Below are 22,671 nucleotides of genomic sequence, written 5' to 3'. Positions count from 1 at the left end.
GTACCGGGATTCCCGGATCCTCCCGCAAGGGCCTTCGCGATATGTTCGAAGAAGCAATAACCACCTTGCCAATCCGGTGTGTGGGCAAAGCAGTTCAAAACTTCGCCTCAAATACTGACATTTGTCTGGAACGAGACCCCGGGATTACTAGCGAAGGAATACTGTCCGGCTGGCACGTTCGCGATGTCGTCAATTGCAATAAGCAGCCCGAGCGGGGTTGTGAATTGTCCAAGCTATACATTTGGCGATCCTATGACGGGTTCATCTGGTGCGGTAATGTACGGTGACTCATGCTTGTTACCCGCGCATGATATCGCTTGGTATCATCAACTGACATGTGCAAAGTTCTGAGCGTATTGCCAATCCGGTATGTGGCGCAAAGTGAGTTTGAGTCTGCAAGGTAAAGAAATTCAAAGCGGCCCAGTCGGACTTGTAATGACGTATGAAGGCAAAGAACCAAGCGGTTTGGACAGGTACTGCAGGCGCTACTCTCAAACAGTCGACTCGACTGCACTTCTAACAATCAATCTTCAACAGGCTGCTTTCGGAAATGGGAGCAGTTATTCCTATATCGATACGATGGTATACGTCGGCAACCGATTGTCGGGTGTAAATTTTGCGACTGTAGAAAATTTCACACAGAACTTCGGCGTCTCTGCAGCTATAACTGAAACGCTGCCAGTTGGCACTACTGATTTTGCGTTGTGCGTACGAGGAAGCAATATTTCAGGCGCGACCACCAACTATTCGGTTGGGCTAGTTCAATAGTTCACTTGATGCAAACGGCGAATGCCATAAAGCATGAGTTGGCTGATTTTGCGCCCGCAATTACTCCCCAGCCATTTCCAGATGGCGCACTATAGTCTGGAGCATTAGACGAGTACTCATTAAACGGGCCCCACCACGCCAACTGGTAGCCACCACCAGTCACTTGGTAGCCTGTCGGGCATGTTGCAGTAACGAAGGCTCCGTTATATACCGGTATCTGAGTTCCACATGACGCAGCCGGCGAAGATACAGTAAGCATCGAGGTAGCCCACTGTTTTTGCCACATACCGGATTGGCAATTAGACCTTCTTGGAAATCGCGATCCATGAGAACAGACTAATTGCACGGCCGGAGGACGCTATATCGCCACATGAAGCAATTGCCGTAGATGCCGGACTGGCACCTCCGTACAGTCTAAAACCTGTTTTTGACAAATTAGTAACTTGATAATCGATGGCGTCAGTAGCGCCCTGAGCGCAAGGGGTGAATGGAAATAGGAACTCTGCGGACACAAGAATTTGAGGAGTTTCCTGCATTGGTGTTTCAAATACAATATCTACGTAGGGGAACGCCGAGCAGAGTGATTGCCCGGCGTTTGACCAGCCAGCGCTACAAACGGAAGTGTAGGCCCTGCCACTTTGAATCGTGGTTTTCTCTGGCTCTCGCCACACACCGGATTGGCAAGGTCGTATGACTAAGGCTTGAAACAGTTATAAGCAACGCAAGGTCCACACCCGCCCACTTGAACAGCAAAAGATGTAGTGGCCGTGTAGCCGCTCGGACAACTGCAAGAGCCAGTGTAAGAGTTCGCGGTAGCGCACCCCCCTGCGGTATGAGTAGCGGTCCAGAACGAGCCTCCCCAGCGGTCAGAAGAGATCGCTTTCCAAACGCCGGATTGGCAAGATGAAGAGCTTTAACATCTAACCGCCGTAGTAAGCGCAAATCGCTGATGCTTCGACCCCGGTCCAGGGATCAGGTTGATCGATGGACATGACTCTCACAGAGCAATTCCATCCGGTAGCTGTAGAGTTTGGCGAAGAGTCGTCCAAATTCACTTGAGTAGAATATCCATTGAAATTGCATCCGCCACTTACTATTCGCTTTCCGCTAGGGCAGTTGGCGCTGACGTCAACTAGCCTAGGTAAAGGCAGTCCGCTAATAAAAGCGTACTGAGATATACGCTCAGCGCTCATAATGCCCATCATTCGCCACACACCGGATTGGCAATACTATTTAAGCATTACGCAAGTGAGTTCGTGATAGTAAGGCCCACCAATACAAGCATTCATGACTGATCCAGAGTCCACAATTTGCGTACCACAAAATGCTCCACCAATCTCGTATGCTTTGGATGCTGAAAGATCGTACCCCTGTGGGCAATAACGATAGCTATTAAATCGACCGTCGCCAGGTTCCATATATCCGGTGGTGAACGTTTTGAATTTTAATGCCGAATACTGCGTTTGCCACATACCGGATTGGCAATACCATCAATAAAATTTTGAACACGTCAAGGTATGTAGCCACCAACCATTATCAGGTGGGCCAGAGGTGCATCCTCCCGGTTTGTATGACCACCCCAGTTGCGCTACATCGTCGTTACCGATCTGAGTTGTGCACAATACTTGCCCCGTTGGTAAGCTCACGGCAATTGAACTCACAGCCATAAAGCCGGCTGGACAATATCTGACGACATCAGCACCCTGGTACTCGCTGAACTGCAGAACTTGGGTTTTTGGGAACGGTTTGAATCCTTTTGCCCACACACCGGATTGGCAAGAAAGTAGCAGACCGGAGGTGGCAAAGCCGGTTGCCCCGGGGCCAGGGCACGCGGCTCCTTCTGAGACGTACCCAATAGACATTGCCGGCGGCGCCGCCGATGCAGTGAGCAGATCCGCTGCTTGTGCTGCAAGGGAAAGGGCCGAGAGGACTAGGACGCTGGTCAGCTTCAGCATGGCGGAGCACCTGTAAGAATTTGCAGTCAAACGCGATTGCAGTGCTGAAAGAATAACATTGACTTTACAAAAAGTCACTCGCCAGCAGCGATTTGCTCGACAGCTAAATGGGTTGTATTATCGAAATTGTACCGATAAACACAAACCTCTTATGAAGGCCCATTATGGAAATTCTTCAGGATGACCTGTTCATCAAGGCGGAAACCGCGCTGAGGGACGGTACGGCCGTCATTGCAAAAGTCGGCAGCTGTCCGAAGCTCGCGCCCTCGCAGCGCGATCGACTCATCAATGGAATCACCAGGTTGATTGACAGGATCGCCCTCTCAACCCGCCTGGCCATTGAGGCGCGTAACGCTGGCGACTCCAGCTGCCTCGCGGCAGCCTCTTCGATTCTTGTCCGCCATTTGTCACTGGCGGGCGAATCACTGCCCGCGATTGAAAGGCGAATTACCGAGGGTTCAGTCCATGCATAAGATGACCAACCAAATCCAATGCGGTGACCTGGCCATGGCGTTGGAGGAAGGGCTTGCTGCGATCGATGTTGAGCTGGGTTCTGCTTCTGACCTGGTAGTTACCTACCGCGCCGATTCCCCGACCCTCTCAGATCTGAAGAGGGCGTTCAGCGCTGGTGAAGAATCATTCCAGCACGCACTGTCAGCGCGCGGCCTTCACGAACGCTTCCCCTTTACCGATGACGTAGAACATCTTGAATCTGCGGCCCAGAGTGCTTTCTCCAGCGGGTTTACGTCGCCTGAGCGCTGGAACCAGGGTGATCCTCCCAAAGCACCGCTTCTACTGAAGGAAATTCCCTACCTGCTGAAGGCTTGGGATGAGGGATGGGCTGAAGCCGATTTTTCCAGGAAGGAAATTGACGCTCAACGCGAGGAGCAGGAGTGGAGATCGGAGCGAGACGCTCTTATTGATGCATCAGCAGGGACGGAGCAGGCGCGCGCCCATATTCCAGAGTGGGAGCCAGGTTTCAGACATTGAAAGCTCTGGGGCAGGCTGAGCAGTCAGCCCGCCCCATCATTCCCCAACGCCTCCAGTCCCACCCTTTCGCGCCCATTTGCACAAACTTGCCCAGGAAGCATCAGTAGCCAGCGGGATCGGTGGCTCACCGAGCCCTAGTGCAGTCTGGGCGCCCCAGCGCTCCTGGACGTAGCGTATGGACGAAGAGCGATGCTCTCGGCACTTGCGGACTGCTGTGGCCAACCAGCCTTGCCATCGTTCAAAATCCACAAAGTGGGAGGTCCGGTTAGGCAGGGTGAGCACGTAACGTGTGACCAAGCCGTGCTGACCTGGCCACGGACTCAGCACGAACGACACCGCTTTGTGTGAGGCAGAACCCACGTACGGCGTCCCGGCCGAAATCAGGCGGATGGAAACCACGTCCTCGGGCACTTCAACCAACCCACCACCGGCTGCGATAAAGCCCTCATCCATCAAAAGGACTGTCCCGCTTTTGAAATGACGCTCGTCAAGGCAAGGGTAGCCAGCAACCGAATCGTCATACCGACTGACCCTATCCGGAAAATCTGCGGCGAGCAGGTCCCACGTAGGCTCAACCTGCGACCTGCCTTCAGCATTTAATCCTGAGCACCACAAAACTCTTTCGACCTCGATCGCCAGCGCAAGGTGTAACGCCTGCAGCACGAGCTGCAATGTCTCAACTCCACCACTTCCAAGCACCAGGCCAAGGTTGCGTTTTCGCGTGAGCGAAACACCGACAAGGCGATCAGCACCCACGGGAAATGGGATTTCGGCCACTGGGTAATCTGAAATTTTGTAAGGGGAAACACCAGTCATTCAGGGATTCCCCTACCACGGGTTGATATGTGATCCACCGGAGTAAATGGCGTCGTCCAGAACGTGAGCCATGATCTCCCCGGCGGCGCCGATCTCCGACACTGCCATCGCGGCAAGCAGGTCACTGCCGATCAGCTCGCCATCATCCGACAAAGCAGCGTCGTTAGACTCAACAACCTCTTCCAGCGCCTCTTCAAGGAGCTCAACGCCCAAACTCAGCGGGTTCAGCTCGTTCAGGATCCGATCGCTGGCTGCAGCGTTGATCCGAGCTTTGACTTGACTCTGATGACCAGCGGCGTCTGCCAATTTCGTCGGGTGTTTGCGTGAGCTCGGTCTAGGGGTTGTTAACTGTCGGCGCATGACTTCAATACGCTGAAAAAAAGGCAGCCGCATTAACGCTTGATGAGGGTACGCTTCGATCAGGAAGGCGTTAGGTCTTGAAAACAACTCGCTAAGCTGCTCTGACGCACTTTTGACCGGCTTTTGGTAAGGTCGCATCCAGAATTCCTCTTGATAGACCGCAAAATTATAGCCCAACTAGCGATAATTTCTAATGTTTTACTATTGATACTACTTAATAACTAGGAGCGTAACTGCAGAGCAACAGCTGATGTAAGGCAGACAATGGCTGCGAACTTGCAGCGCTTGAAAAATACTGAGTACTTCTGCTCGTTGTCTCTCTCATCATAATGATCGACGATGCCGGCGAAACAGGCGATCGCGCCGGAGAGCATTCCGACAACCCCGAGAATAAGGCTCAACCCGTCGCGCAGATAGATTCCGTCTTTACGCCCCGGAAGGTACAGCTCGCCAGTCACGTAGCCACCAAGCCCCCACCAGGCAAGAGATACCCCGACCACCAAAAGCACAATCCGCTCTGCAGGTGCGTATTTATTCGGAACGAACATCCATGACTCCCCTTTGGCGCTCATCGGCCAAGTGTTTGCTCAATAAGTTGATCCCTGGTTGACGTCCCGGGAAGTATTTTTGCGGCACTGGCGTGTCGCTCGATCAGCGCCCTGCTTTTTTCGCTCAACCGAATGGGAAGCTGGATAAGGAGGCTCGCATCCAGCTGCCACGGGCGATCGCTTCGCCTCTTGAACACAGTCACCGCTTCTCGCAGATGACTTTTTACCTCTTCCGCAGACCACCCGTTTACCCGCATTAAATGGCTCGCAGCACGCTCATAGTGCCCTCGGGCTTGAGCCAGCCCGATATGCGTGGCCTCATGACAATCAGGGCATAAGGCTTCGAGCGCCACCAGTTTTTGTACCCCCGTAGCTTCATCAAATGCCCAGCGCTCATGGCATTCAACCGGCCATTTCGGACCGCGGCCCTCACAAATCTCGCAGCAGTAGCCGGCTCGCTTTGCAACGAAGGCAGCGCAGGATTTCCATTCACCAGGTGACAGCTCTGCCCTTAGATTCGAGAACCACGCCGAAGTCGGCACCAGGTCGACAAACAGATGAAAGCTGCCTGTCCGTTGCTTTTTTTGGGTGACGACCACCCTTGGCGCCGGCACAGGCAATTCGAAACCATAGGGGTCGTCGACAGGCTTTCGCATAGCCAACACTCAAATAAGAGACGTGTAGATTTATTCTATTGTAATTGCTCTAGCAAGTCATTAGCCTTGCGAGCAGGCTGTTTCTCAACTTTAACCATCGACTCGTGTGCGGTTTATGAAAAAGCACCCCGACATTCATGACGCACTCCAGTCCAGCATCAGGACGTACAAAACATGCCTGCAGAAGCTGCAGCAGACGATGACGCCTGCTGCAGGAGCGACCGCGGGTAACCCACCCCACGCCTGCCCGATAGAGCAACTGAAAACACAGACCTTTGAGTCGCTCAGCGCCACGCTATACCACCTGGGTTTAGCCTCTATCGACTGGATCGCTGCCAGACCGGAACTGGGAATGCTCCAGGGCGTCATCCAGCCCGCATTCTCGGCTGCCAGTCAGTATCGCCAGATGAACATCGACGGCATCGGTATCAAACCTACGGACGCGCCTTTTGTGAGCGGCTTAGCCTCTCGATTGAGTGTCGACCCCAAAGAAATCTACCGAGAAACCCGGGCGCAGATATCCGCCCTGGAGCTGGCTTACTGGGCGATTACTGAAAAATCTTCGGAACCACAAATCACACCTTGAGCCCAAGCACTGGAGGCCAGCCATGCTGACTCGAAGAAACTTTATCCAGCTCTCATTGGGCGCGTCAGCAGCACTGGCTTTCCCAACGATCGGGAGCGCAGCGAGTCCTGACTGGCGCGCCCTGGCGCTGAATCGTGACCGCAACCTGAGCCTGATCCGCCCGGACAGCAAGGAAAAAGCCACACTTTGTTATTGGACGCAACGAGGGGGCTGGAATGTCGAGGGCTATCGCCAGGCGTGCTGGCTTTTGCGCGATGTGAAGTACAGCGCCGCGGTCAATATGGACACTGGATTACTCGACACCCTCTTCATCATGCAGATGTGGTTGGCCACCTATGGCCAGAAACACGATATCCACGTTCTTTCCGGATATCGGACTCCGCACCACAACTCCACCCTGGAAGGCGCGGCTAAAAATTCGATGCACCTGTATGGGCGTGCTTCCGACATCTACATGCCTGGGGTATCCCCAGTGTTGCTGGCCAACATGGGGAAAATGCTCGGACTGGGCGGCGTGGGCCTCTACGCAAAACGTGGCTTCATTCACGTCGACAAGGGCTCCGTGCGGAGCTGGTCAAGCTAGCCCTGCATAACTATGCGATTTCACGCCAAACAATTACTGGCAATGTCAATTTACTCTTCGCAATTCCTCGCCTCGCTTTCGCCCCCCCACACCCAAAAAAAACCCCTCCGAAAAAGAGGGGCTGAAACCACCGACACAGTCAACTACGCATTCACAGCTTCCTGCAGGCTTTTCCCAGGCTTGAAGCTCGGGTTGCGGCTCGCCTGAATATCCATGGCCTGGCCATTTTGCGGATTGCGCCCGACGCGCGCGGCGCGGTGCTTCACGGAAAAAGTCCCGAAGCCGATGATCGACACGCTTTCGCCGCGCTTCAACGCTTCCGCGATCGACTCCAGAACGGACGCGAGAGCGCGTCCAGCATCTGCTTTGGAAAGTTTCGTCGAGGCTGCAACGACGTCGACAATATCCGATTTGGTCATAAAAACGCCCTGTGTGAGAAAACAAATATGAACTGATAAATTTATTCTGAAGCAATTGCAAAATAAATCAATACTCGATTATTTCGAACGATTATCAGAAATACAAGCCCGCGCGAGACTTGCGTTCGAATTTCACCCTATAATTCGAATCGATTTACTATTGCAATCTCGCGAGAGAACACCATGACCTTTTCAGTCAAATGCTGGTTGAGCGCCACCCCAGGGACCGCACTCAACGATCCCCGCGCGGACAGCTTCAGCAATCTCACAACAGCGCTCAATGTCGCTCAGGCGCGCGCGATCGAGTTCCGCAGCGGAGTTGTCACCATCGTGGTCGACAACCTGGTCGCCGGTCACATGGGCGACACCGGCGAAATTATTCGCTTCGAGGAAATGGACGGCCACGCCGTGGTGACCACACCGCTGCGCGCCGGTTATGAGCGAGCGCTTCTGCAGGAAACGCCTCAGGAACTGAGGGAGTATCGCGTCAACCTTTACACCACGGCTCGCGTGGCCACCTCGGGCATATGGGCGACGTCACCGCAAGAGGCTGCCCTAAAAGCAGAGCGCAGCATCGACCTACACCGCTTGCTCACCCGGCGAATGACCCACGAGCAGCATCAGGGCATCACCATTGATGAGGTGAGCTGGGACGAGTCACCGGCGCGCGGCTTTTATATTGAAGGAGCAGCAATGGACAACTCCGGCGAGGGCATCACTTTGAACCACCGCTCAGATCTAAAACCGGTTCAACTTTACGTTCCGTTCAAAACCAAACTGCCGCCAGAGTCTGCGCCTGAGACCGTCGCGTCAGTGGTGCCGTTGACCAGCGTTTTATTGCACGAAATTTCCGTACTGCGGGACATGATCACCAGCCCCGACTCGCGCACAACAAAGGTCGACATGTCCGTTGATGATCTCGAATGTGCGTATGGGGAGCCGCTCATCCATTCCACAATCATTGTGACTGAGGACGGTATCCGGATCGATGGCATCCTCGGCGTCTCGGGTCATGCGGTAGTGAGCCCACTCATTCCCCACAACGAGATTGCGCACGCAATGGATTGGGGTATTTTCCCAGTTGCCCCGTTATCCACCGCGGACCTTGTGAACCTGCCTTGCGAGAATGAGGATTACGGGTATGCACCTGGCGGTTTTGAGCCATGAGGAAGCGCCACCGTAAATCGCCTGGCTCCGTCGTCCTCAAGGCTTTCCACGGCACGAAACAGCACCTCAGCGTGCTGAAGCCCTCAATGCGGGGGACGTTTGGTCCAGGGATATACCTGGCTGATTATTTTGCCGCACAGCAGTACGCCGGCGAAGAAGGGGTCGTACTGACAGCACAGGTCACCCTTCGCTCCCCCTACTACTATCGAGCAAGCTTCGACCACGATGTCGACCTCGATTCGCCTGCAGTCGATCTGGTCCGCGGGCTTTTCCCCCAGGAGGCGGCAGAAGGCCTCCTGCAGACAGCGATGGCTACAGACGCGGCATTCGGTAGAGAGATTCAAGCGGAACTTGAAGCAAGAGGCTTCGACGGACTTATTGTCCAATACCAGGACGGCTCTCAGGAAATTATCGCGTACAACTCAGACCAGGTGCACATCATGGAACCGCAACTTGCTAACTTAGCCCCTGAGCCGCGATGAGCCCGCCTGGCATTCGGCGCACCGCAGTAACGCCCCGAGGCTTATTTACAGAGCTGCTTCACTTCCAGTCGGCCACATGCATTGTTCACAGCCACTTGCTTCCACCCAGTGCCAGCAACATAGATCCAGAGCTGAGGCGTAAAGGTAGTTGGCGTGTTTGTCGCTGTCACATGGAAGCCCTGGATGTTGCTTGCGGTTCCGCTGTCACAAACGGTGACAGGGGTTGCGTAGACCTCAAGGGCCGCTGGAGGAGTACACGTTTTTTTGGCGATCGCAACGCCCGTGTTGCTGATGGAGAAATCCACATCCACGCCTCCCGCCATCAAGAGAATAGGCGGCGTGGAGACGGTGTCATTGGTCATGTTGGGAGTCGAACCCACATCGTAGCGCGAGAAGGCACTCGCGCCGGCACCGGCATTCAGGCCAATACTCCCCGAATAGAAGCCAGCTGAACCTGGATCGTTCCATTGCCAATCAAGCGGCGCCGCAAAGGCCATCACCGGCGTCGAAAGCACAAACGCAACCAGTGCAAACGTTGATTTGATAAGCCGCATTAAGATCACCTGATAGTTTATTTTCGGATATACGCTGCTGTGAGTTTACCGCTAAATCTCTCCACAGTCAGTCCCGAATGAAGCGGAAATCTCGCGGAAACCCAAGGGCCTGGGAATCGACAAAGGCCGCACGCTGCTCGTACCACGTTCTTTCGTCCTGGTAGATGGTCTTGATCATGCTTTCCACCTCGCTGCAGCTGTTCAAAGGGGGCAGTCCTACGACCTTGTTGACTACCCTCATGCTGAGATCGAGTGCGTCCTGGGCGTGAATGCGCTCATGAGTAGCCACCCCATTGGCGTATTGCCGCCAGAGGCTCATTTCCACTTCCCTCAGGGTCGATCCCACCAATTCCGGAACAATGACTACGACCTCAACCGTCAGCGAAAACCGGGATGGCCAGCAACTGGCTTCGTCGCTCACGACCTCATAACGCCAGTCCCATGTCGCATTGGTGATGCCGTAGGCTTTTTCGCCTTTGACATCAAGGGGTGAGGTGGCCAGTGACTGCATCACCTCCTGCCACGAGCTACCCGAAACCGGGTAAGTCTTGAATGACTGCTTGATTGTGAGGTCTGCTCGATCGCCAACCTGTACCTGGGACGTCGGCACAGTTCCTCGATCGATCAGAACGACGCCGTCTGCCCAAGCCCCTGCAGCGGCGGAGAGTAAAAAAAGGCCTGCAAGCAGGCCTCCTTTTTTGGGGCCTGGTCTCACAGAATCGAACCGCGCGCTGCAACTGCCTGCGACGTCTGTGGCAGATAGGAAATGGTTTTTCCGGCGATCGAATCAAACTCCCGACCCAACCAGCCAGGCGCACTGTCTGACACAGCGTCGGCCGTATTCGAGCCAATTACGTTCAGCCCAAGGTCTACTGCATCCAGGGTGCCTGCCGGGAAACGAGTGCCCAGATGAGCAAGTTCTTGCGCAGCTATTTTCGCGCTTCCGCCGAGAGCCTTGGCCACATTCCCCACCACAGGAACCATGCCGATTGCAGCTGATGCATAGTCGTAGCCGTTCATGTCGGACCCATCAAGGTTTTTGCCGCTTAGCAGCATCCCCATGCTGACGATGTTGCCAACGACTGGCAGGGAGGTGACCAGGTCCTGAGTGAGTTTCGACTTGAACACACTTTTTGCGAATGCCATGAAGGCCGGGTTGGGGTTAGTGAAGGCGGCAAACGACTTATCCAACGCCAATTTTTCAAGGTCATCCTTCAGCGCGTTTTTGATCGCGTCATCTGCGGCCGTGTGTTCGACTCGTGCTGCAGGAGCGGTGTCGGACAGCGCCCAGTTAGCGAGGCCCACTGGTTGAGTGTCAGACCTGGCATTGGCGATGTAATCCGCTGGGCGCAGACTGAATGCCGAGCTCGAATGGTTCGTCACTTTGAACTGCCCCGATAATTGGCCACTCGATATCGTCTGCGCCGCTACACCAGGTGCAAGCAAACTGTATTGACCCAGCGAGTCCGGGTTTTCCACCACGGTTCGCTCGGACGGTGCACCAGCCCAGTTGCTCAAGCCGGCCGCTAGGGCCGCGGGATCACTGAGGACCTGAGGATTCGTCAGCAGTTTCGGGATATCGACGAATTGCTGCAGATTGCGCGCAGCTTTCGCGACCTCACCATTACCAAAGCCTGACCCCAAACCCGCAGATTTGACCGCGCCACTGATCAAACCGTTTACGCCCTGCCCGCCCAACAGCCCTGACAGGGCCGGCTGGGATGCATTCAGGTAGTTGGCCGACTGAATTTTGGCTTCGAGCTCAACCGGTGAAAGTCCGGCGCTGTAAAGCACCTGACGCTGCTTCGCCGTCATCGAGCTAGCCACCTTCGGATTCAGTTCACCATCATTCAGGCCCTGCAGGGCCCAGAGCGCAACTTGCTGGTCCGCCTGATCGCCTCGGTAGACCCGTGTAGGAGTCGGCTCTCCCAGCCGGCCTTGCTGCATCACCTTACGGTACACGCCGGCGTAGGCCGGCGACCAAACATCGTTTACACCGATCAATTGCATCCCCTCACCGACGTATGGACGATCGGGACCGGCTTTCATGCAGTAACCGTTGAAGTTGAGGGTGACTGTTTGCCCGGGCTGAATTTGATAGCTCGCCTGAATACGCTGCTGGTTTCCTGCAGACTTCTTGGCACTGACGCCAGTTTCAATTTGGTCCACATACGACAACAAGTCAGTCAAGGCGGACGAGAACTCGACAAACTGCTCCTTGGAGTAGCTGTTGCCGGCGGCTTTGATCACATCGCGGGCAGCGTGAAACCGGGCAAGACGGCGCTGGTATTCGGGTTGCGTATACCCGATGACGCCTGTCGAGGTGCTTCTGAAGATCGAACGGGCTGTGCGGGCTGCAGCCTGATCCTGTGCACTCATCTGACCTTTATACGCAGGTTCATCTGTCGAGAACACACCACCAATACCAGACGAAAGCTGCCCCGTGGCAGCGCACCCGGCCAACTGCAGCGCAATCAGCGTCATTGCCAGACCCCGATATGCAGACCCGCTCTTCGATTCCATAACCTTGCTCCGGTGATTTGACTGAGCCGGTCCAGCACCTTGCCGGACCATTGCGACACAAACGATTGAAATGTTATATTTCCATATACACGTTAGCAAATCAATCAGGTGATTGCAAAATGCAATCAAACCACCATTTCCGAGGAAGCTCCATGGCCACGAAAAAAGTCGCTTTGATACTCGCCGGCGCCTTCGCTGGAATCACAAACTGCGCAATGGCAAACGACAACACAACTCCCGCCCTGAACTGTGGTGCCCCAGCTGATTTTCAGTGGCTGGCCGACGCCTTGGGTAAATCCAGTGGGCAACCCGCACACATTCAGGCAGTCACCTCAGCCAACGCGCTGTCATTGTGCGAAGTGCGGTTGGAGAGCGGCAACTTGGTCTATAGCCGGCCAGGCGACAAAACGATCATGGTTGGGCGGCTTTATGGTGTATCCGGCGATTCCATTGTCGACCTGACGCAAACCTCCCTCGAAGCGACTAACCAGTCCTTGCTGAAGAACATCAAGAAAGACGACTACGTTGCCTACTCGCCCAGCCAGCCAGCCAAGGCTTTCATCTACGTCATGACTGACGTGGATTGTGCTTACTGCCGCAAGCTTCACAAAGAGATCCCCGACTTGAACAAGGCAGGGATTGAAGTGAGGTATCTGCCGTATGTTCGCAGCGGCCGGCAGGGATCAGCCTGGAACACCATGAGCAATGTCTGGTGCTCCGCCGGCGACAGAAAATTGCTGCTGGACGAGGCAATGACAGGCAAGAAGCTGGAAAGGCAGGAGTGTGGCGAGACTGTGCTTGAACGCTACCAGGACTTCGGCCGCCAGACCCAGCTCCAGGGTACTCCGCACATCCTTTTCAACGATGGTCGTTCCCAATCAGGAAGTTCTGCCGACCTGGTATCCAAAGCACTGAGTAGCGCTTCAAATTATACAGCAACTAATTAGGCTCAATAATCGGAAAGCCAATGGCTGCGTAGCAGCCATTGGAGAATCTTACGGCAGGAACGTCTAGTTACTATCTTCGTAGCTCTCTACTGGAACAATCGCCAGCCGCACTTTGAATTGCTTCGCGTCACTTTTCGGGATTGCTGAAATCATATCCCTTAACGTCTCTTTAAGATTGCCAGTATAAGTGGCTGAGCAAAACACCTCATCCCCAGTACACCAGTAGTCTGTAGAACTTGAATAACGAACAGCGCCTTGATTAGACGCCTCTATCTTGGGGAGCGCCTCAAGGGTTAGATATGGATCAGCGCGCCAATTATCGAGGGTAAGCTCATGACGACGCTGAAAGTTGTCGATAATGGTGGGTGCTGCGGCGATAAACCCGCCGATGACCAACGAGACGATCGATATCACGCCCCATACCTTCCAGCTGGACCAATCCACCCCATTTTTACCGGTTGACTCCTCCTGCCGGGCTTCCGGGAGTTCGACTGACGGTTGTTCAAAGGGCGGCAGATTATCTGAATGAGCCACATAAAGCCCCTTATGTTCGAGCGCTGCAATAAACCCGTCCGCCCACGCCAGTGCATCACCGTCATCCCTGTCTTGAGCAATCCGCTCACGGATTTCTGAAAGTGGTTTATTAGGTGACATGTATCGCCACCGAGCAATCAAGACAAGTTCACCCAGTTCAGCTCTCATCGCGGACGTGAGATGGACTTTATATTGATCATCGTCAACGCCCTTATGGCAAAACCTGAATCCTCGTTCTAACAAACCCGATTCGAACGCCTCCAGCAGATTTTCAAAATAATCAACGTTTATATATTGGTCGACTGCTAAAGCATATTTTTTAATTGACCCGGATAGCTCATTGGTACGCAAAAATGGAAATAGGGTGTATTCGTTCATCAGAACTCTCTCGAAAATTATCGTTTAGATGCAGGAGATGCTGAGTGATCGTTTACGAGCCAACAGTGTCCGGCGGGATCACCACCCACTTCCAGTCATTGCGAGTTTCGCCATGGGTTTTCAGCTGAACAAGCATCGACCTTTTCGGACGAATCCACTTGAGTGCGTCCTCTGTCAATCGCATCTTGGTCGCCGAGCTTCGCCAGTACATTTCGTCGATACCCAGCACAACCTTGGTGGCCACGGAGGCGATAAAATCGTCGGGGAAGTGAGTGGGGGACTGACTGGCGCAAATCATCGCAATGCCAAACTTCCTCGCCTCTTTGGCGATGGTGTTCATGATGTTGTCCGGATCGTCATCGGCATAGATGTGCGCCTCGTCGAGCATCAGCACATCCAGGATGTTCTTCTGCTCGCCGCGCTGGACAGCCAGGAGAAACAGTTCCTCCAACCGGAACAACACGAACAGCTTCCTCTCTTCCATCGAGAGCGGCTTGATGTTGTAACGCCAGACCCTGGCATGTGGATCGAATGGCGGAGGTGTGGCTTTGAAGATACCAATGCCGTCGAGATTTTCCAGGCGATCGACGACAGACTTCAGCACCTCGGTGCTGTCGTACTTCATGATGCTTTCGAGCTCGCGCCCCGTGACGATCGAGTTGGCATATTCAGCGAACGTTTCTACCGCTTTGGCTTTGGCTTTCTCCAGATCGGCCTGAAGCTTCTCATCTTCGAAAGCCTTCTCACCCCGGCGCAACGCCTCCAGCAGCTTGCGCTGGTACGCCGCGGCCGCCTTGTTGGCAAGCTCAAGATTGGTAATAGCCTTCATCCCCGTGCCGAGGAACAGCTGCTGCAGGACGTTACGAGCCATGCGCAACACATCGCTGATCGACGGATGTGATCTTGCCGTCATTTTGGGAGACCAGCGTGTGATCGCGCCCTGGTATTCGCCTGATGGAATAAACCAGCTTTTCAGGTTGCCGTCCCAGCGAGCACCCAATGCCTTGGCATCGTCTTTTTCGTCGATCGGAACATCGATGTAAAAACGGTTATCTCCGCCTTCCGACATCAGCTGGCCAACGGTCTCGTCAATCAACCAGGTGGACGGCTCGTTCTGGTTGAAACCGTGTTTGGCGTATACGTCCTGCAAAATATTGCGCAGCGCCGCTTCTTGCTTAGGTCCCAAAGCACGCATCACACGGTTGATGGTCGAGACGAAACCCTGGACACGCTTTCGCACGCCACCGTAATGCGGGTCCGGATTTATGCGAAGGGGATTCATCCCCCACTGGGTCTGCTCACTAAAGAGCACCATGGAAGCATCCGGGATATCAATGTCCCCGTGCACATCGAAAACGTGGAAGCGCGGCAGTGGTTCATTGGCCGCGGCGGCAGAGTCGGTCATCTGCCGGATCATCTTGCGCAGTTGGAAGGTTTTACCGACTCCACTCATCCCGACCAGCAGCGCGTGCCCGTTAATGGCCTGGCTTGTGTCGAGGCAAACCTCTACCTGTTTTTGCGCTTTCAATTGCGCGGCATCGAGACCCCAGGAAACTCTCATCGGTCACCCCTTGGTTAAAAAAATGCCCGCCGAAGGGCAGGCTCAAGGGTGTAATTCGTGGTTGCTGGGCAGGCACAGGTAACGGAAGGGGAACGCTATATGCCTTACAACAAATACAAAATACACGATGAAGACTTTATACTATTGAAATCACCAAAGCAAACAACACCAAGAAGCTTGAGTCTAAAAACCGAAGTGATATTCGGCCGATGCAGGCTCTTGGACGACCGGCGCCGGTAGTGGATCAAGATCGTCAGCAAAGCCAGGAATTTCTTCGTAAACGGCTTCAGGGATGAGTTCGGGACCACCAAAACCCTGCACCTCATCAATCTCATTTGCCACAACGCCTGAGTCATCAAAACCGGGCATGTCGTCAAGGTGCCCCGTTACGACTTCATGCGCATCCGTGCCCGAAGGGAATACGGCCGGCGCTACAAAGTCACTATCGCAGTTCGCCTCTTCAAAAACGTCGCGAAGATCGTCTGACGGGCTACGCAGATCACGCACCGCTCTGCTCTCGGCAACGAGAGCCGCCTGAATCAACTCGTCGGCTTTGGCGTTGAGTTTGGACACGATCTCGGCAACCGAACCACTCAAGTCATCCAGCACCTTGCGGCGCAGATCGGTGCGCAATTCGTGGTCGTTGCCGTCGGTGGCCATCGCAACCCCGACAACCAGTGTTTGCTCGCCGGCCTCGGTCAGAATTGGTCCAGACTCATTGGCCTTGAACTGCACGTAGACGTAGCCTGCAGGAGGACTGCTCTCGACCGCCGAAAAATTTCGCACAATCAGTCCCATGCCGTCGTCTGCCCACCCTGAACGCTGGAGTTCAGATTCGATCGCGTCAAATCGACCGCGGCCTGGCGTCTTTTCGACGTGGGGAGCCGCATCCGCCGGCACCAGCGACTCAACCACCTCAAGGACCTGATCATCGAGCGACACACCGTCGCTAGGAGCGTTCGCGCTCAACCAGGCCTCAAGCTTCGCCTGCTCTGCAGAAAGCGTGGCGTCTTCCGACTCCAGGCGAGCGATCTCCGTTTGAAGCACAGTCAGCTGCTGCACCGCCGACGCGAGACTGCTGGCCAAACTGTGCCGGCGGCCCGTGACCCCAGACAGTTGCTCTTGAGCAGTTTCAATCTTGGCGTGCCGTCGGAACAGTTCAGTAAGCACCGTAGCTCCGGTTCGCGCCTGGGTTTCTTCTGGGGTACTCAATGGGGGATCCTCAAGCTATCAAAACTGAAATTCGTATTCGGGTGCGGGTTCAGGTTCTGCCGCTATTTCCACCAGTTCGGCAACGGTCAGATCCGCGGTCAGCGGCGGCAGGGACTGGGTTGAGGCGCCTATGGCTCCAACCTTCACGACATAATCACCCAGGGAGTCCACCATCGGATGATTGCCCTCCCCGTAGAACCAGGTTCTCGCCGCACGTATCGCTGCAGGATCCATCTCCGTCAGGAAACGGCTGGTGATGCCGGCCGCCTCCTCAGGCGTGCGGGATTCTTTTGGGTTGACCGGAATTTTCCAACGATTTGCCAGCGCGAGATCATTCGGCGCAACCAGAATCAGTTTTTCTTTTACCCGGGTGTACGCGACATAGGCTAAACGCCGCTCGGACTCCATATCGACGGGACGGTCCGGCATGAAGTGGGGGAATTGCCCTTCAATCATACCCGGGACGATCACCAGCGGAAATTCCAGGCCCTTTGACTTGTGTACGGAGGTGATCAGGAGCGGGTCGCGCATAACCTCCGGCTGATCCTGTTGGTCCATTCGCTCGGAGAAAGCATCCAGCATGCCTCCCGCGGTTTCGTAGCGGGACACCTCTCGGGACATCAGGTTGATAACGTTCAGGCGATCGGCCTGCTTCAACGGATTTGCAATGCGCCGCTGAACGTCCGATCGCCAGTCCAACTGCTTCCAGATGATGCTGGCCAGTTCAGACATGTCGGGGCCAGCCGCGGTCAAACGCTCAAGCACATCGGCGCGACGACGCAGTCCGTTCAATTGCCCTGGCTTGATGCCGTCGTTCTCAGTCAACGACCGAATCATTTTCGGAATATCGCCGAGCTCCAGTTTTGCCAGGCTACCTGACAATTTTTTGATAAGTGGACGCGTCAGAAAGATACCCGGCGAGCTCAGGACAGAAGCAAGCATCTCCTGCCGCCCTTCGAACCCACAATCACGGAACAACTCTGCATCGCTCATTACGGCGTACGCATTGATCGCCTTGACCTCAGGCATCCCCATGATGCCGCGCCCTTCGAGCAGATAGGGTACGCCCTCACGGATCAGATGCATTTCCAGCGGTGCTGCCAGCTCATAGGTGCGAACCAGCACGGCTGCCTCTCGCATTTTGCGGCCGGAATCCTTCCACTCCTTGAGGTCCTGCATGATTGCGTGGGGCCAGTAGCGATCGCCAGTCTTAGTCGACGCCATCCGCATCTGCACGGAGGTCCTTGGGGTGCCGGTGTTGGAGATGCAGAGCTTTTGCGGGCGGTCCTCGTTGTTACGAATCAGGCTATTGGCCGCCACCGCTACTTCATGACCATAGCGGAAGGTCTCACTTAGCTGGTAGCGGGTGACATTTTCCTTGCCCAATCGCTCTTCGAGCCCGCTCATCATGTAGGACAGGTTCGCACCACGCCAGCCGTAGATGCACTGGTCCTCGTCACCCACGACCATCAGGTTTCCGCGCGTGCCCAACAGGGCAATAATCACTTCCTGCTGAGCATCGTCGACGTCCTGGTATTCGTCGACGATGATGTGCTCAAATTCGTTGCCAGCCCATTTTGCGGCAGCTGGTGAGTCACGGAACAAGCAAGCCAGGTCAAAAATCAGGTCGTCGAAGGTCCTGAGCCCCTCCTCCTGACGAATGCGCTCATGTTCCAGAATGGCCATGGCCACTTCTTCATCATCTTCGGCATAGGCGAGCAAATCTTCGTGATTATCGATCTGTTCCAGCCGTACCAGACCCGCCTTCACCATCGTCAAGCCTTGGCGCAGCAGTCCGACTTTCAACTCATCGACGTCGTAAACGCCACTGTTGCCAGATGGACCTGCCAGGGCGCGGCGGGCAAGCGTGGCTGCCTCAGGCTCGCCGAGCAATTGACGAACAGGCAGCAGCCCCTCCTCCTCCGCGACCTGCAGCACTTCTTTGCAAAAGGAATGGATTGTGCGGAACTTCAATTTGCTGGCATTCGGCAACGGCAGTGAGGCGAGCCGGGCGTTGACCTCTTTGATCGCGTCCACGTTGAAGGCAAGCCCTAATACCTCATCGGGCTTCACCTTGTTCGACAGCAGGTAACCGCAATATCCGATTACCATTTTCGTTTTCCCTGAACCAGGCGCAGCCGAAACTAAGCCATGTCGACTGGCATGCGTGGCGGCCTTGACCTGCTCGTCAGAAAAACCATCCAGCCAGGGGTAATCTTGGCGTAGGTCGCTCACGATGCTCTCTCCTTGTTGATGTATTCTTTTGTGTATGTCATATTAAATTATAGCACGAATTGATTTATGAGCATACCATGCTTGTGAAACTGCTGGCTTTTGGCCGCCGCAAGCTCCTGCGCGACTTCGTATTTCGACCCGCATACACCCCAACAAGGACCGTACTCATGACACCTAACACCAGGTTTTACCCAATTGATGCGCCCTGCGCTTACCCTGAAGCCGTCGGCACTGATGATCAGATCGAGGTCAGTGATGGGGCCCTGTACATTCATCTGAACGGCCGTCGGGCAAAACTGATCGGCGTTCAATCCCTGGACTTCCTGATTGAGCAACTCGTGGCCATCGGCGCCGAAATCAAACCGACACCACGCCCGGATCAGCCCCGTAGTGGTGCGGTTACACCGGCAACGGAAGAGCCAAATTACCGCCGGCTGTACGCGGAGTACGCCCTTGCCATGGCATACATCAATGAGTCCCTGGGCATCACTGGTGAAGACCTACACATGTCGAATGGGATTGCGCCGGCACTGCGGGAGATTTTCAGACTTAAAGCCGCGGCTGGTTTGGAAGGTGGCGCCCGTCACTGAGCACCATGCGGCAACCTTAAGTCGACTAGTTGCAAAGAGAAAAGACGCCAATTTCACGTCCGCGAAAACAAGGAACCGTATATGAAGAACACGATAAACAGAGAGGGTTCGCAGCTCCTGGAACCGTATATGAACAACCCAAACAGAGAGTGTTCGCAGCTCCTGAGCGTGACGCAGGTATTCCAACTGCTGCAAGAGCTGCCACGAGCAGTGGGCGAGGAGTTGCACGAAATGCTGAATGCGGTTCTGAAGGCACAGGCGCCTGGCCCATTCAGTGAAGCTTTGGGCGAACTGGAGGTGTATCTGTCAGCGCTGGAGGCTGCCAGTGTTGTGTCGTTCGACAAGCAAATCCAGCTGAAAGCCTATGTGATGGTGGGCTGGGAGACCTGGCGGTCAAGCTTCCAAACCGTAGCCCACCCTCATGGATGCCCTTATTGCGGTGCTAATGTGCCGACGGGGGATGATCTGACCCTTGACCAGTGGGGCTACTTCCACTGTCGGGAGGACGAGTGCGGCGCTCGGCTTAAATTGGATGAGAACGGTCAAGCGATCGGCTACATCAACAAAACCTATAGTTGATCCCGAACAGATCCTGTTGGCACCAAAGAAAGAACCGGCTGACACAGCCACCAGGTAAAAGAAAAGGCCACGGATCTTGATCAGACTCCGTGGCCTTTTCTTTTACCTGGCGAAACAGCAAAACTATTTGCATGAGTAGAGCACTCAGACAGCGTCAGCGCTGGATCTAGCGAAGTACTCTCCGATACAAATGGTTTGCCAGAATCACGCGAACTTAAAGGCCTCGGGCCTATGGATGTAATAGCCTTGGAATGCATCGACACCGCAGGACGCGAGATAGTCCAGATGCTTTTTCGTTTCAATGCACTCCGCGATAACCACCATGCCACGATTTTTGGCTAGCTTGATCACCGCCTCCAGCACATCCCGCGGGGCATCTTCACCACAGATGCTCCGGCTCAACTTCACCGCTTTCCATGGCAGATCAATCATGCCGAGGGAAGCGGCGCCTTCACCAAAATCGTCCAGGTACACAGCCACGCCGGCAGAGGCCAGCATGTCGACTGTCTGCTTTACCAGGGCAAGGTTTTGAATCTCTGCCGTTTCAGTGATCTCAATTGCAATGTTGCTCCGACCTCTCAATATGGAGATCGCCTCAAGCATTGCTCCCGAATCACACGCTGTAAGGCTTGAGAAGTTGACGGTGTGAACCGGAGCATCTTCTGGAATGGCTTTCAACGCCATGCGGAGCAGCATCAGGTCGTATTCCTGAACCAGTCCCAGCTGCTCGATCATCACCATCGCGGTTCCGACGGACTCACCGCCGATACGGGACAGGATTTCGAAATGGTGCTTCCCATCCAGGTACTGGATGCGTTGACGATAGAGTTCAACGATGGTTTCAAGATCACCACCGAGGATAAACCGATCGATCAAGTCGGTGGATTCCCAGTCGTCCTTTACAGAGTCCACGGCAATCAACCCGCGGCCCGAAGACTTCGCCTTCCGACAGGCACCTTCGGCACGGGCAACGGCATGTGAAAGATCAGGACATGAGGCCAGGCCAACAGCAGCATCGATTCGAATAGGCTTACTGATCGCCTCCATCACCCGCGCGCGTACCGTTTTACGCAGTTGGTTGATCTGCTGCTCCACCAGGTAAGGATCACGTCGTTCAGAAACCCCCACCCAAGCGTCGCCGGCGACATGAAACCAATGATGTCGACCGTCCTCACAAAGGGCAGCACCAATGACACCAAGGATTTTGTCGCCGCTCTCGTGCCCGAGTAACTTGTTGAGGAGGCTGAAATTAGCTATGTCCAAATGGACAACGCTCCACCCCTTATTGGTAACTGGCGCCTTCGCGACAAAGTCGAGCAAACCGAAACGCCCTCCACCGCCGGGCATTGAATATGAGGACGACCCCAACGCCACCAAACTGTTCATCTCGACGCCTCTTCAATCATGACCCTTCAGCAGTTTTTTGGTTATTGAGCTCAGGTCGTCCATCGTGGTGTACCTGATCCTCAAATAACCGCCCTTCCCCTTGGTTGCCTTTTCCAGCGTCGTTTCATGTCCCAGCCGTTGCGACATAACGTCGAGCCATCGCCGCTCATCAGGGTCGTCACGAGCCGGCGTAGCGGTTGGCTTGGCAGGTTTCTTTTCTGCGCGAGCCAGCAATTCAATCTGCCTGTACCCCAGACGCTGTTCAGCTGCCACACGCGCAATGCGCACTGCAGCCGCTGCGTTGAGCCCGTACAGGCAGCGGACCTTCGATTCGCTGAGCTGGCCGTCTTCGAGCAGCTCTTGAACTGCGAGAGGCAACGAGAAAAGGCGCAGGTGGTTGGTAATCACCACTCGGCTGGCCCCCAGCATCTGGCCCAGCGCATCATGGGTCAGCTCGAACTCATCGATCGCCATTTGATACCCACGGGCCCGCTCCAAACTGTTGAGATCCTCACGCTGATCGTTTTCAACAAGCCCGGCTTGCAATGCCTGAAGGTCCGTGAAGTTACGCACCAGGCACGGCAGCAGCTCTAATTTGACCAGCGATCCCGCACGCCACCGGCGCTCACCGGCGACAATTTCATAAAGCTCAACGTCCCCGGCCTTGGGTCGAACGACGATGGGTTCGATGATCCCAAGATCGTTTTCCAAAAAGCTCTGTGCCAGCTCCAGTAACGCCTTCTGGTTGAAATGCGATCGCGGCTGGAAGCGGCCAGGCACCAGCTGATCGGGTCTGAGCATCTTCAGCCCGGGTGTGCGCCAGGACATGCCGTGAGGTAGGC

23 protein-coding genes are annotated in these 22,671 nt (G+C 54.9%); 9 read left to right on the top strand and 14 right to left on the bottom strand.

Going from position 1 to position 22,671, the window contains the following annotated elements; genetic code table 11:
- The first annotated feature begins 2,887 nt into the window (after window positions 1-2,887).
- Both AC1ROI_RS26515 and AC1ROI_RS26510 read left to right on the top strand, forming a co-directional pair.
- On the top strand, window positions 2,888-3,196 hold the full coding sequence (locus tag AC1ROI_RS26515) for a hypothetical protein (protein WP_102595886.1): 309 nt from the start codon (window positions 2,888-2,890) through the stop codon (window positions 3,194-3,196).
- Window positions 3,189-3,713, top strand: coding sequence for a hypothetical protein (locus AC1ROI_RS26510; protein ID WP_146012958.1), 525 nt, complete (start codon window positions 3,189-3,191; stop codon window positions 3,711-3,713). Before AC1ROI_RS26515 ends, AC1ROI_RS26510 begins: the two co-directional genes overlap by 8 nt.
- 36 nt (window positions 3,714-3,749) lie before the next feature.
- Here AC1ROI_RS26510 and AC1ROI_RS26505 read toward each other — a convergent pair whose 3' ends face one another.
- From AC1ROI_RS26505 to AC1ROI_RS26490, 4 genes are all read right to left on the bottom strand, one after another.
- A complete protein-coding gene (locus AC1ROI_RS26505) occupies window positions 3,750-4,529 on the bottom strand; it encodes a hypothetical protein (RefSeq protein WP_102595884.1) in 780 nt (259 codons plus the stop codon).
- 12 nt (window positions 4,530-4,541) lie between these two features.
- Entirely contained in the window at window positions 4,542-5,027 is a 486-nt protein-coding gene (locus AC1ROI_RS26500) for a hypothetical protein (RefSeq protein ID WP_102595883.1), read from the bottom strand.
- 83 nt (window positions 5,028-5,110) lie between these two features.
- A complete protein-coding gene (locus AC1ROI_RS26495) occupies window positions 5,111-5,437 on the bottom strand; it encodes a hypothetical protein (protein WP_146012959.1) in 327 nt (108 codons plus the stop codon).
- A 20-nt stretch (window positions 5,438-5,457) separates the two neighbouring features.
- Complete coding sequence (locus tag AC1ROI_RS26490) at window positions 5,458-6,093, bottom strand: DNA primase (RefSeq protein ID WP_102595881.1); 636 nt, start codon at window positions 6,091-6,093, stop codon at window positions 5,458-5,460.
- A gap of 115 nt (window positions 6,094-6,208) precedes the next feature.
- Here AC1ROI_RS26490 and AC1ROI_RS26485 point away from each other — a divergent pair, with 115 nt between their 5' ends.
- Both AC1ROI_RS26485 and AC1ROI_RS26480 read left to right on the top strand, forming a co-directional pair.
- Window positions 6,209-6,679, top strand: coding sequence for a hypothetical protein (locus AC1ROI_RS26485; RefSeq protein WP_102595880.1), 471 nt, complete (start codon window positions 6,209-6,211; stop codon window positions 6,677-6,679).
- Between the two features lie 22 nt (window positions 6,680-6,701).
- Complete coding sequence (locus AC1ROI_RS26480) at window positions 6,702-7,262, top strand: YcbK family protein (RefSeq protein ID WP_102595879.1); 561 nt, start codon at window positions 6,702-6,704, stop codon at window positions 7,260-7,262.
- A 143-nt stretch (window positions 7,263-7,405) separates the two neighbouring features.
- Here the strand turns inward: AC1ROI_RS26480 and AC1ROI_RS26475 are convergent, their stop codons facing one another.
- Window positions 7,406-7,681 (bottom strand): HU family DNA-binding protein, encoded by a 276-nt coding sequence (locus AC1ROI_RS26475; protein WP_054078408.1) that lies wholly within the window; start codon window positions 7,679-7,681, stop codon window positions 7,406-7,408.
- A gap of 183 nt (window positions 7,682-7,864) precedes the next feature.
- On the opposite strand from AC1ROI_RS26475, the gene AC1ROI_RS26470 reads away from it, so the two are divergent.
- Together AC1ROI_RS26470 and AC1ROI_RS26465 are read left to right on the top strand one after the other, a co-directional pair.
- Complete coding sequence (locus tag AC1ROI_RS26470; RefSeq protein WP_102594994.1) at window positions 7,865-8,848, top strand: hypothetical protein; 984 nt, start codon at window positions 7,865-7,867, stop codon at window positions 8,846-8,848.
- Window positions 8,845-9,330 (top strand): ADP-ribosyltransferase-containing protein, encoded by a 486-nt coding sequence (locus AC1ROI_RS26465; protein WP_102594993.1) that lies wholly within the window; start codon window positions 8,845-8,847, stop codon window positions 9,328-9,330. Before AC1ROI_RS26470 ends, AC1ROI_RS26465 begins: the two co-directional genes overlap by 4 nt.
- 41 nt (window positions 9,331-9,371) lie before the next feature.
- Here the strand turns inward: AC1ROI_RS26465 and AC1ROI_RS26460 are convergent, their stop codons facing one another.
- The 3 genes from AC1ROI_RS26460 to AC1ROI_RS26450 all read right to left on the bottom strand — a co-directional run bounded on the left by AC1ROI_RS26460 (window position 9,372) and on the right by AC1ROI_RS26450 (window position 12,407).
- On the bottom strand, window positions 9,372-9,884 hold the full coding sequence (locus tag AC1ROI_RS26460; RefSeq protein WP_102594992.1) for a hypothetical protein: 513 nt from the start codon (window positions 9,882-9,884) through the stop codon (window positions 9,372-9,374).
- Between the two features lie 67 nt (window positions 9,885-9,951).
- Window positions 9,952-10,494 carry a DUF922 domain-containing protein gene (locus AC1ROI_RS26455; protein WP_102594991.1) on the bottom strand — a complete coding sequence of 181 codons (543 nt, stop codon included), beginning with the start codon at window positions 10,492-10,494 and terminating at the stop codon, window positions 9,952-9,954.
- 101 nt (window positions 10,495-10,595) lie between these two features.
- Complete coding sequence (locus tag AC1ROI_RS26450; protein ID WP_146012960.1) at window positions 10,596-12,407, bottom strand: hypothetical protein; 1,812 nt, start codon at window positions 12,405-12,407, stop codon at window positions 10,596-10,598.
- A 152-nt stretch (window positions 12,408-12,559) separates the two neighbouring features.
- On the opposite strand from AC1ROI_RS26450, the gene AC1ROI_RS26445 reads away from it, so the two are divergent.
- On the top strand, window positions 12,560-13,354 hold the full coding sequence (locus tag AC1ROI_RS26445) for a thioredoxin fold domain-containing protein (RefSeq protein ID WP_158243835.1): 795 nt from the start codon (window positions 12,560-12,562) through the stop codon (window positions 13,352-13,354).
- A gap of 63 nt (window positions 13,355-13,417) precedes the next feature.
- On the opposite strand, the gene AC1ROI_RS26440 is transcribed toward AC1ROI_RS26445, so the two are convergent.
- From AC1ROI_RS26440 to AC1ROI_RS26425, 4 genes are all read right to left on the bottom strand, one after another.
- Complete coding sequence (locus AC1ROI_RS26440; RefSeq protein ID WP_102594988.1) at window positions 13,418-14,266, bottom strand: hypothetical protein; 849 nt, start codon at window positions 14,264-14,266, stop codon at window positions 13,418-13,420.
- 52 nt (window positions 14,267-14,318) lie between these two features.
- The gene (locus AC1ROI_RS26435) at window positions 14,319-15,827 is read right to left on the bottom strand and encodes a DUF5710 domain-containing protein (protein ID WP_102594987.1); all 1,509 of its coding nucleotides are present in this window, start codon (window positions 15,825-15,827) and stop codon (window positions 14,319-14,321) included.
- A 183-nt stretch (window positions 15,828-16,010) separates the two neighbouring features.
- The gene (locus AC1ROI_RS26430) at window positions 16,011-17,039 is read right to left on the bottom strand and encodes a hypothetical protein (protein ID WP_146012961.1); all 1,029 of its coding nucleotides are present in this window, start codon (window positions 17,037-17,039) and stop codon (window positions 16,011-16,013) included.
- Between the two features lie 18 nt (window positions 17,040-17,057).
- Entirely contained in the window at window positions 17,058-19,274 is a 2,217-nt protein-coding gene (locus AC1ROI_RS26425; RefSeq protein ID WP_102594985.1) for an ATP-dependent helicase, read from the bottom strand.
- 77 nt (window positions 19,275-19,351) lie between these two features.
- Here AC1ROI_RS26425 and AC1ROI_RS26420 point away from each other — a divergent pair, with 77 nt between their 5' ends.
- Together AC1ROI_RS26420 and AC1ROI_RS26415 are read left to right on the top strand one after the other, a co-directional pair.
- Window positions 19,352-19,864 (top strand): hypothetical protein, encoded by a 513-nt coding sequence (locus tag AC1ROI_RS26420; protein WP_102594984.1) that lies wholly within the window; start codon window positions 19,352-19,354, stop codon window positions 19,862-19,864.
- 81 nt (window positions 19,865-19,945) lie between these two features.
- Window positions 19,946-20,443 (top strand): hypothetical protein, encoded by a 498-nt coding sequence (locus AC1ROI_RS26415; RefSeq protein ID WP_102594983.1) that lies wholly within the window; start codon window positions 19,946-19,948, stop codon window positions 20,441-20,443.
- Between the two features lie 204 nt (window positions 20,444-20,647).
- On the opposite strand, the gene AC1ROI_RS26410 is transcribed toward AC1ROI_RS26415, so the two are convergent.
- Both AC1ROI_RS26410 and AC1ROI_RS26405 read right to left on the bottom strand, forming a co-directional pair.
- On the bottom strand, window positions 20,648-21,829 hold the full coding sequence (locus tag AC1ROI_RS26410; protein ID WP_102594982.1) for an EAL domain-containing protein: 1,182 nt from the start codon (window positions 21,827-21,829) through the stop codon (window positions 20,648-20,650).
- A gap of 12 nt (window positions 21,830-21,841) precedes the next feature.
- Entirely contained in the window at window positions 21,842-22,657 is an 816-nt protein-coding gene (locus AC1ROI_RS26405) for a ParB/RepB/Spo0J family partition protein (RefSeq protein ID WP_158243834.1), read from the bottom strand.
- Between the last annotated feature and the right edge of the window lie 14 nt (window positions 22,658-22,671).

The organism is Pseudomonas sp. GW823-FHT02C02 (assembly GCF_058797635.1).
This window is presented reverse-complemented; position numbering and strand designations above follow the sequence as displayed.

What these genes read in the sequence shown, in the direction of transcription:
- AC1ROI_RS26515 (WP_102595886.1), top strand. Translation starts at nt 2,888, where the DNA reads ATGGAAATTCTTCAGGATGACCTGTTCATCAAGGCGGAAACCGCGCTG.
- AC1ROI_RS26510 (WP_146012958.1), top strand. Translation starts at nt 3,189, where the DNA reads ATGCATAAGATGACCAACCAAATCCAATGCGGTGACCTGGCCATGGCG.
- AC1ROI_RS26505 (WP_102595884.1), bottom strand. Translation starts at nt 4,529, where the DNA reads ATGACTGGTGTTTCCCCTTACAAAATTTCAGATTACCCAGTGGCCGAA.
- AC1ROI_RS26500 (WP_102595883.1), bottom strand. Translation starts at nt 5,027, where the DNA reads ATGCGACCTTACCAAAAGCCGGTCAAAAGTGCGTCAGAGCAGCTTAGC.
- AC1ROI_RS26495 (WP_146012959.1), bottom strand. Translation starts at nt 5,437, where the DNA reads ATGTTCGTTCCGAATAAATACGCACCTGCAGAGCGGATTGTGCTTTTG.
- AC1ROI_RS26490 (WP_102595881.1), bottom strand. Translation starts at nt 6,093, where the DNA reads ATGCGAAAGCCTGTCGACGACCCCTATGGTTTCGAATTGCCTGTGCCG.
- AC1ROI_RS26485 (WP_102595880.1), top strand. Translation starts at nt 6,209, where the DNA reads ATGAAAAAGCACCCCGACATTCATGACGCACTCCAGTCCAGCATCAGG.
- AC1ROI_RS26480 (WP_102595879.1), top strand. Translation starts at nt 6,702, where the DNA reads ATGCTGACTCGAAGAAACTTTATCCAGCTCTCATTGGGCGCGTCAGCA.
- AC1ROI_RS26475 (WP_054078408.1), bottom strand. Translation starts at nt 7,681, where the DNA reads ATGACCAAATCGGATATTGTCGACGTCGTTGCAGCCTCGACGAAACTT.
- AC1ROI_RS26470 (WP_102594994.1), top strand. Translation starts at nt 7,865, where the DNA reads ATGACCTTTTCAGTCAAATGCTGGTTGAGCGCCACCCCAGGGACCGCA.
- AC1ROI_RS26465 (WP_102594993.1), top strand. Translation starts at nt 8,845, where the DNA reads ATGAGGAAGCGCCACCGTAAATCGCCTGGCTCCGTCGTCCTCAAGGCT.
- AC1ROI_RS26460 (WP_102594992.1), bottom strand. Translation starts at nt 9,884, where the DNA reads ATGCGGCTTATCAAATCAACGTTTGCACTGGTTGCGTTTGTGCTTTCG.
- AC1ROI_RS26450 (WP_146012960.1), bottom strand. Translation starts at nt 12,407, where the DNA reads ATGGAATCGAAGAGCGGGTCTGCATATCGGGGTCTGGCAATGACGCTG.
- AC1ROI_RS26445 (WP_158243835.1), top strand. Translation starts at nt 12,560, where the DNA reads ATGGCCACGAAAAAAGTCGCTTTGATACTCGCCGGCGCCTTCGCTGGA.
- AC1ROI_RS26440 (WP_102594988.1), bottom strand. Translation starts at nt 14,266, where the DNA reads ATGAACGAATACACCCTATTTCCATTTTTGCGTACCAATGAGCTATCC.
- AC1ROI_RS26435 (WP_102594987.1), bottom strand. Translation starts at nt 15,827, where the DNA reads ATGAGAGTTTCCTGGGGTCTCGATGCCGCGCAATTGAAAGCGCAAAAA.
- AC1ROI_RS26420 (WP_102594984.1), top strand. Translation starts at nt 19,352, where the DNA reads ATGCTTGTGAAACTGCTGGCTTTTGGCCGCCGCAAGCTCCTGCGCGAC.
- AC1ROI_RS26415 (WP_102594983.1), top strand. Translation starts at nt 19,946, where the DNA reads ATGAAGAACACGATAAACAGAGAGGGTTCGCAGCTCCTGGAACCGTAT.
- AC1ROI_RS26410 (WP_102594982.1), bottom strand. Translation starts at nt 21,829, where the DNA reads ATGAACAGTTTGGTGGCGTTGGGGTCGTCCTCATATTCAATGCCCGGC.
- AC1ROI_RS26405 (WP_158243834.1), bottom strand. Translation starts at nt 22,657, where the DNA reads ATGTCCTGGCGCACACCCGGGCTGAAGATGCTCAGACCCGATCAGCTG.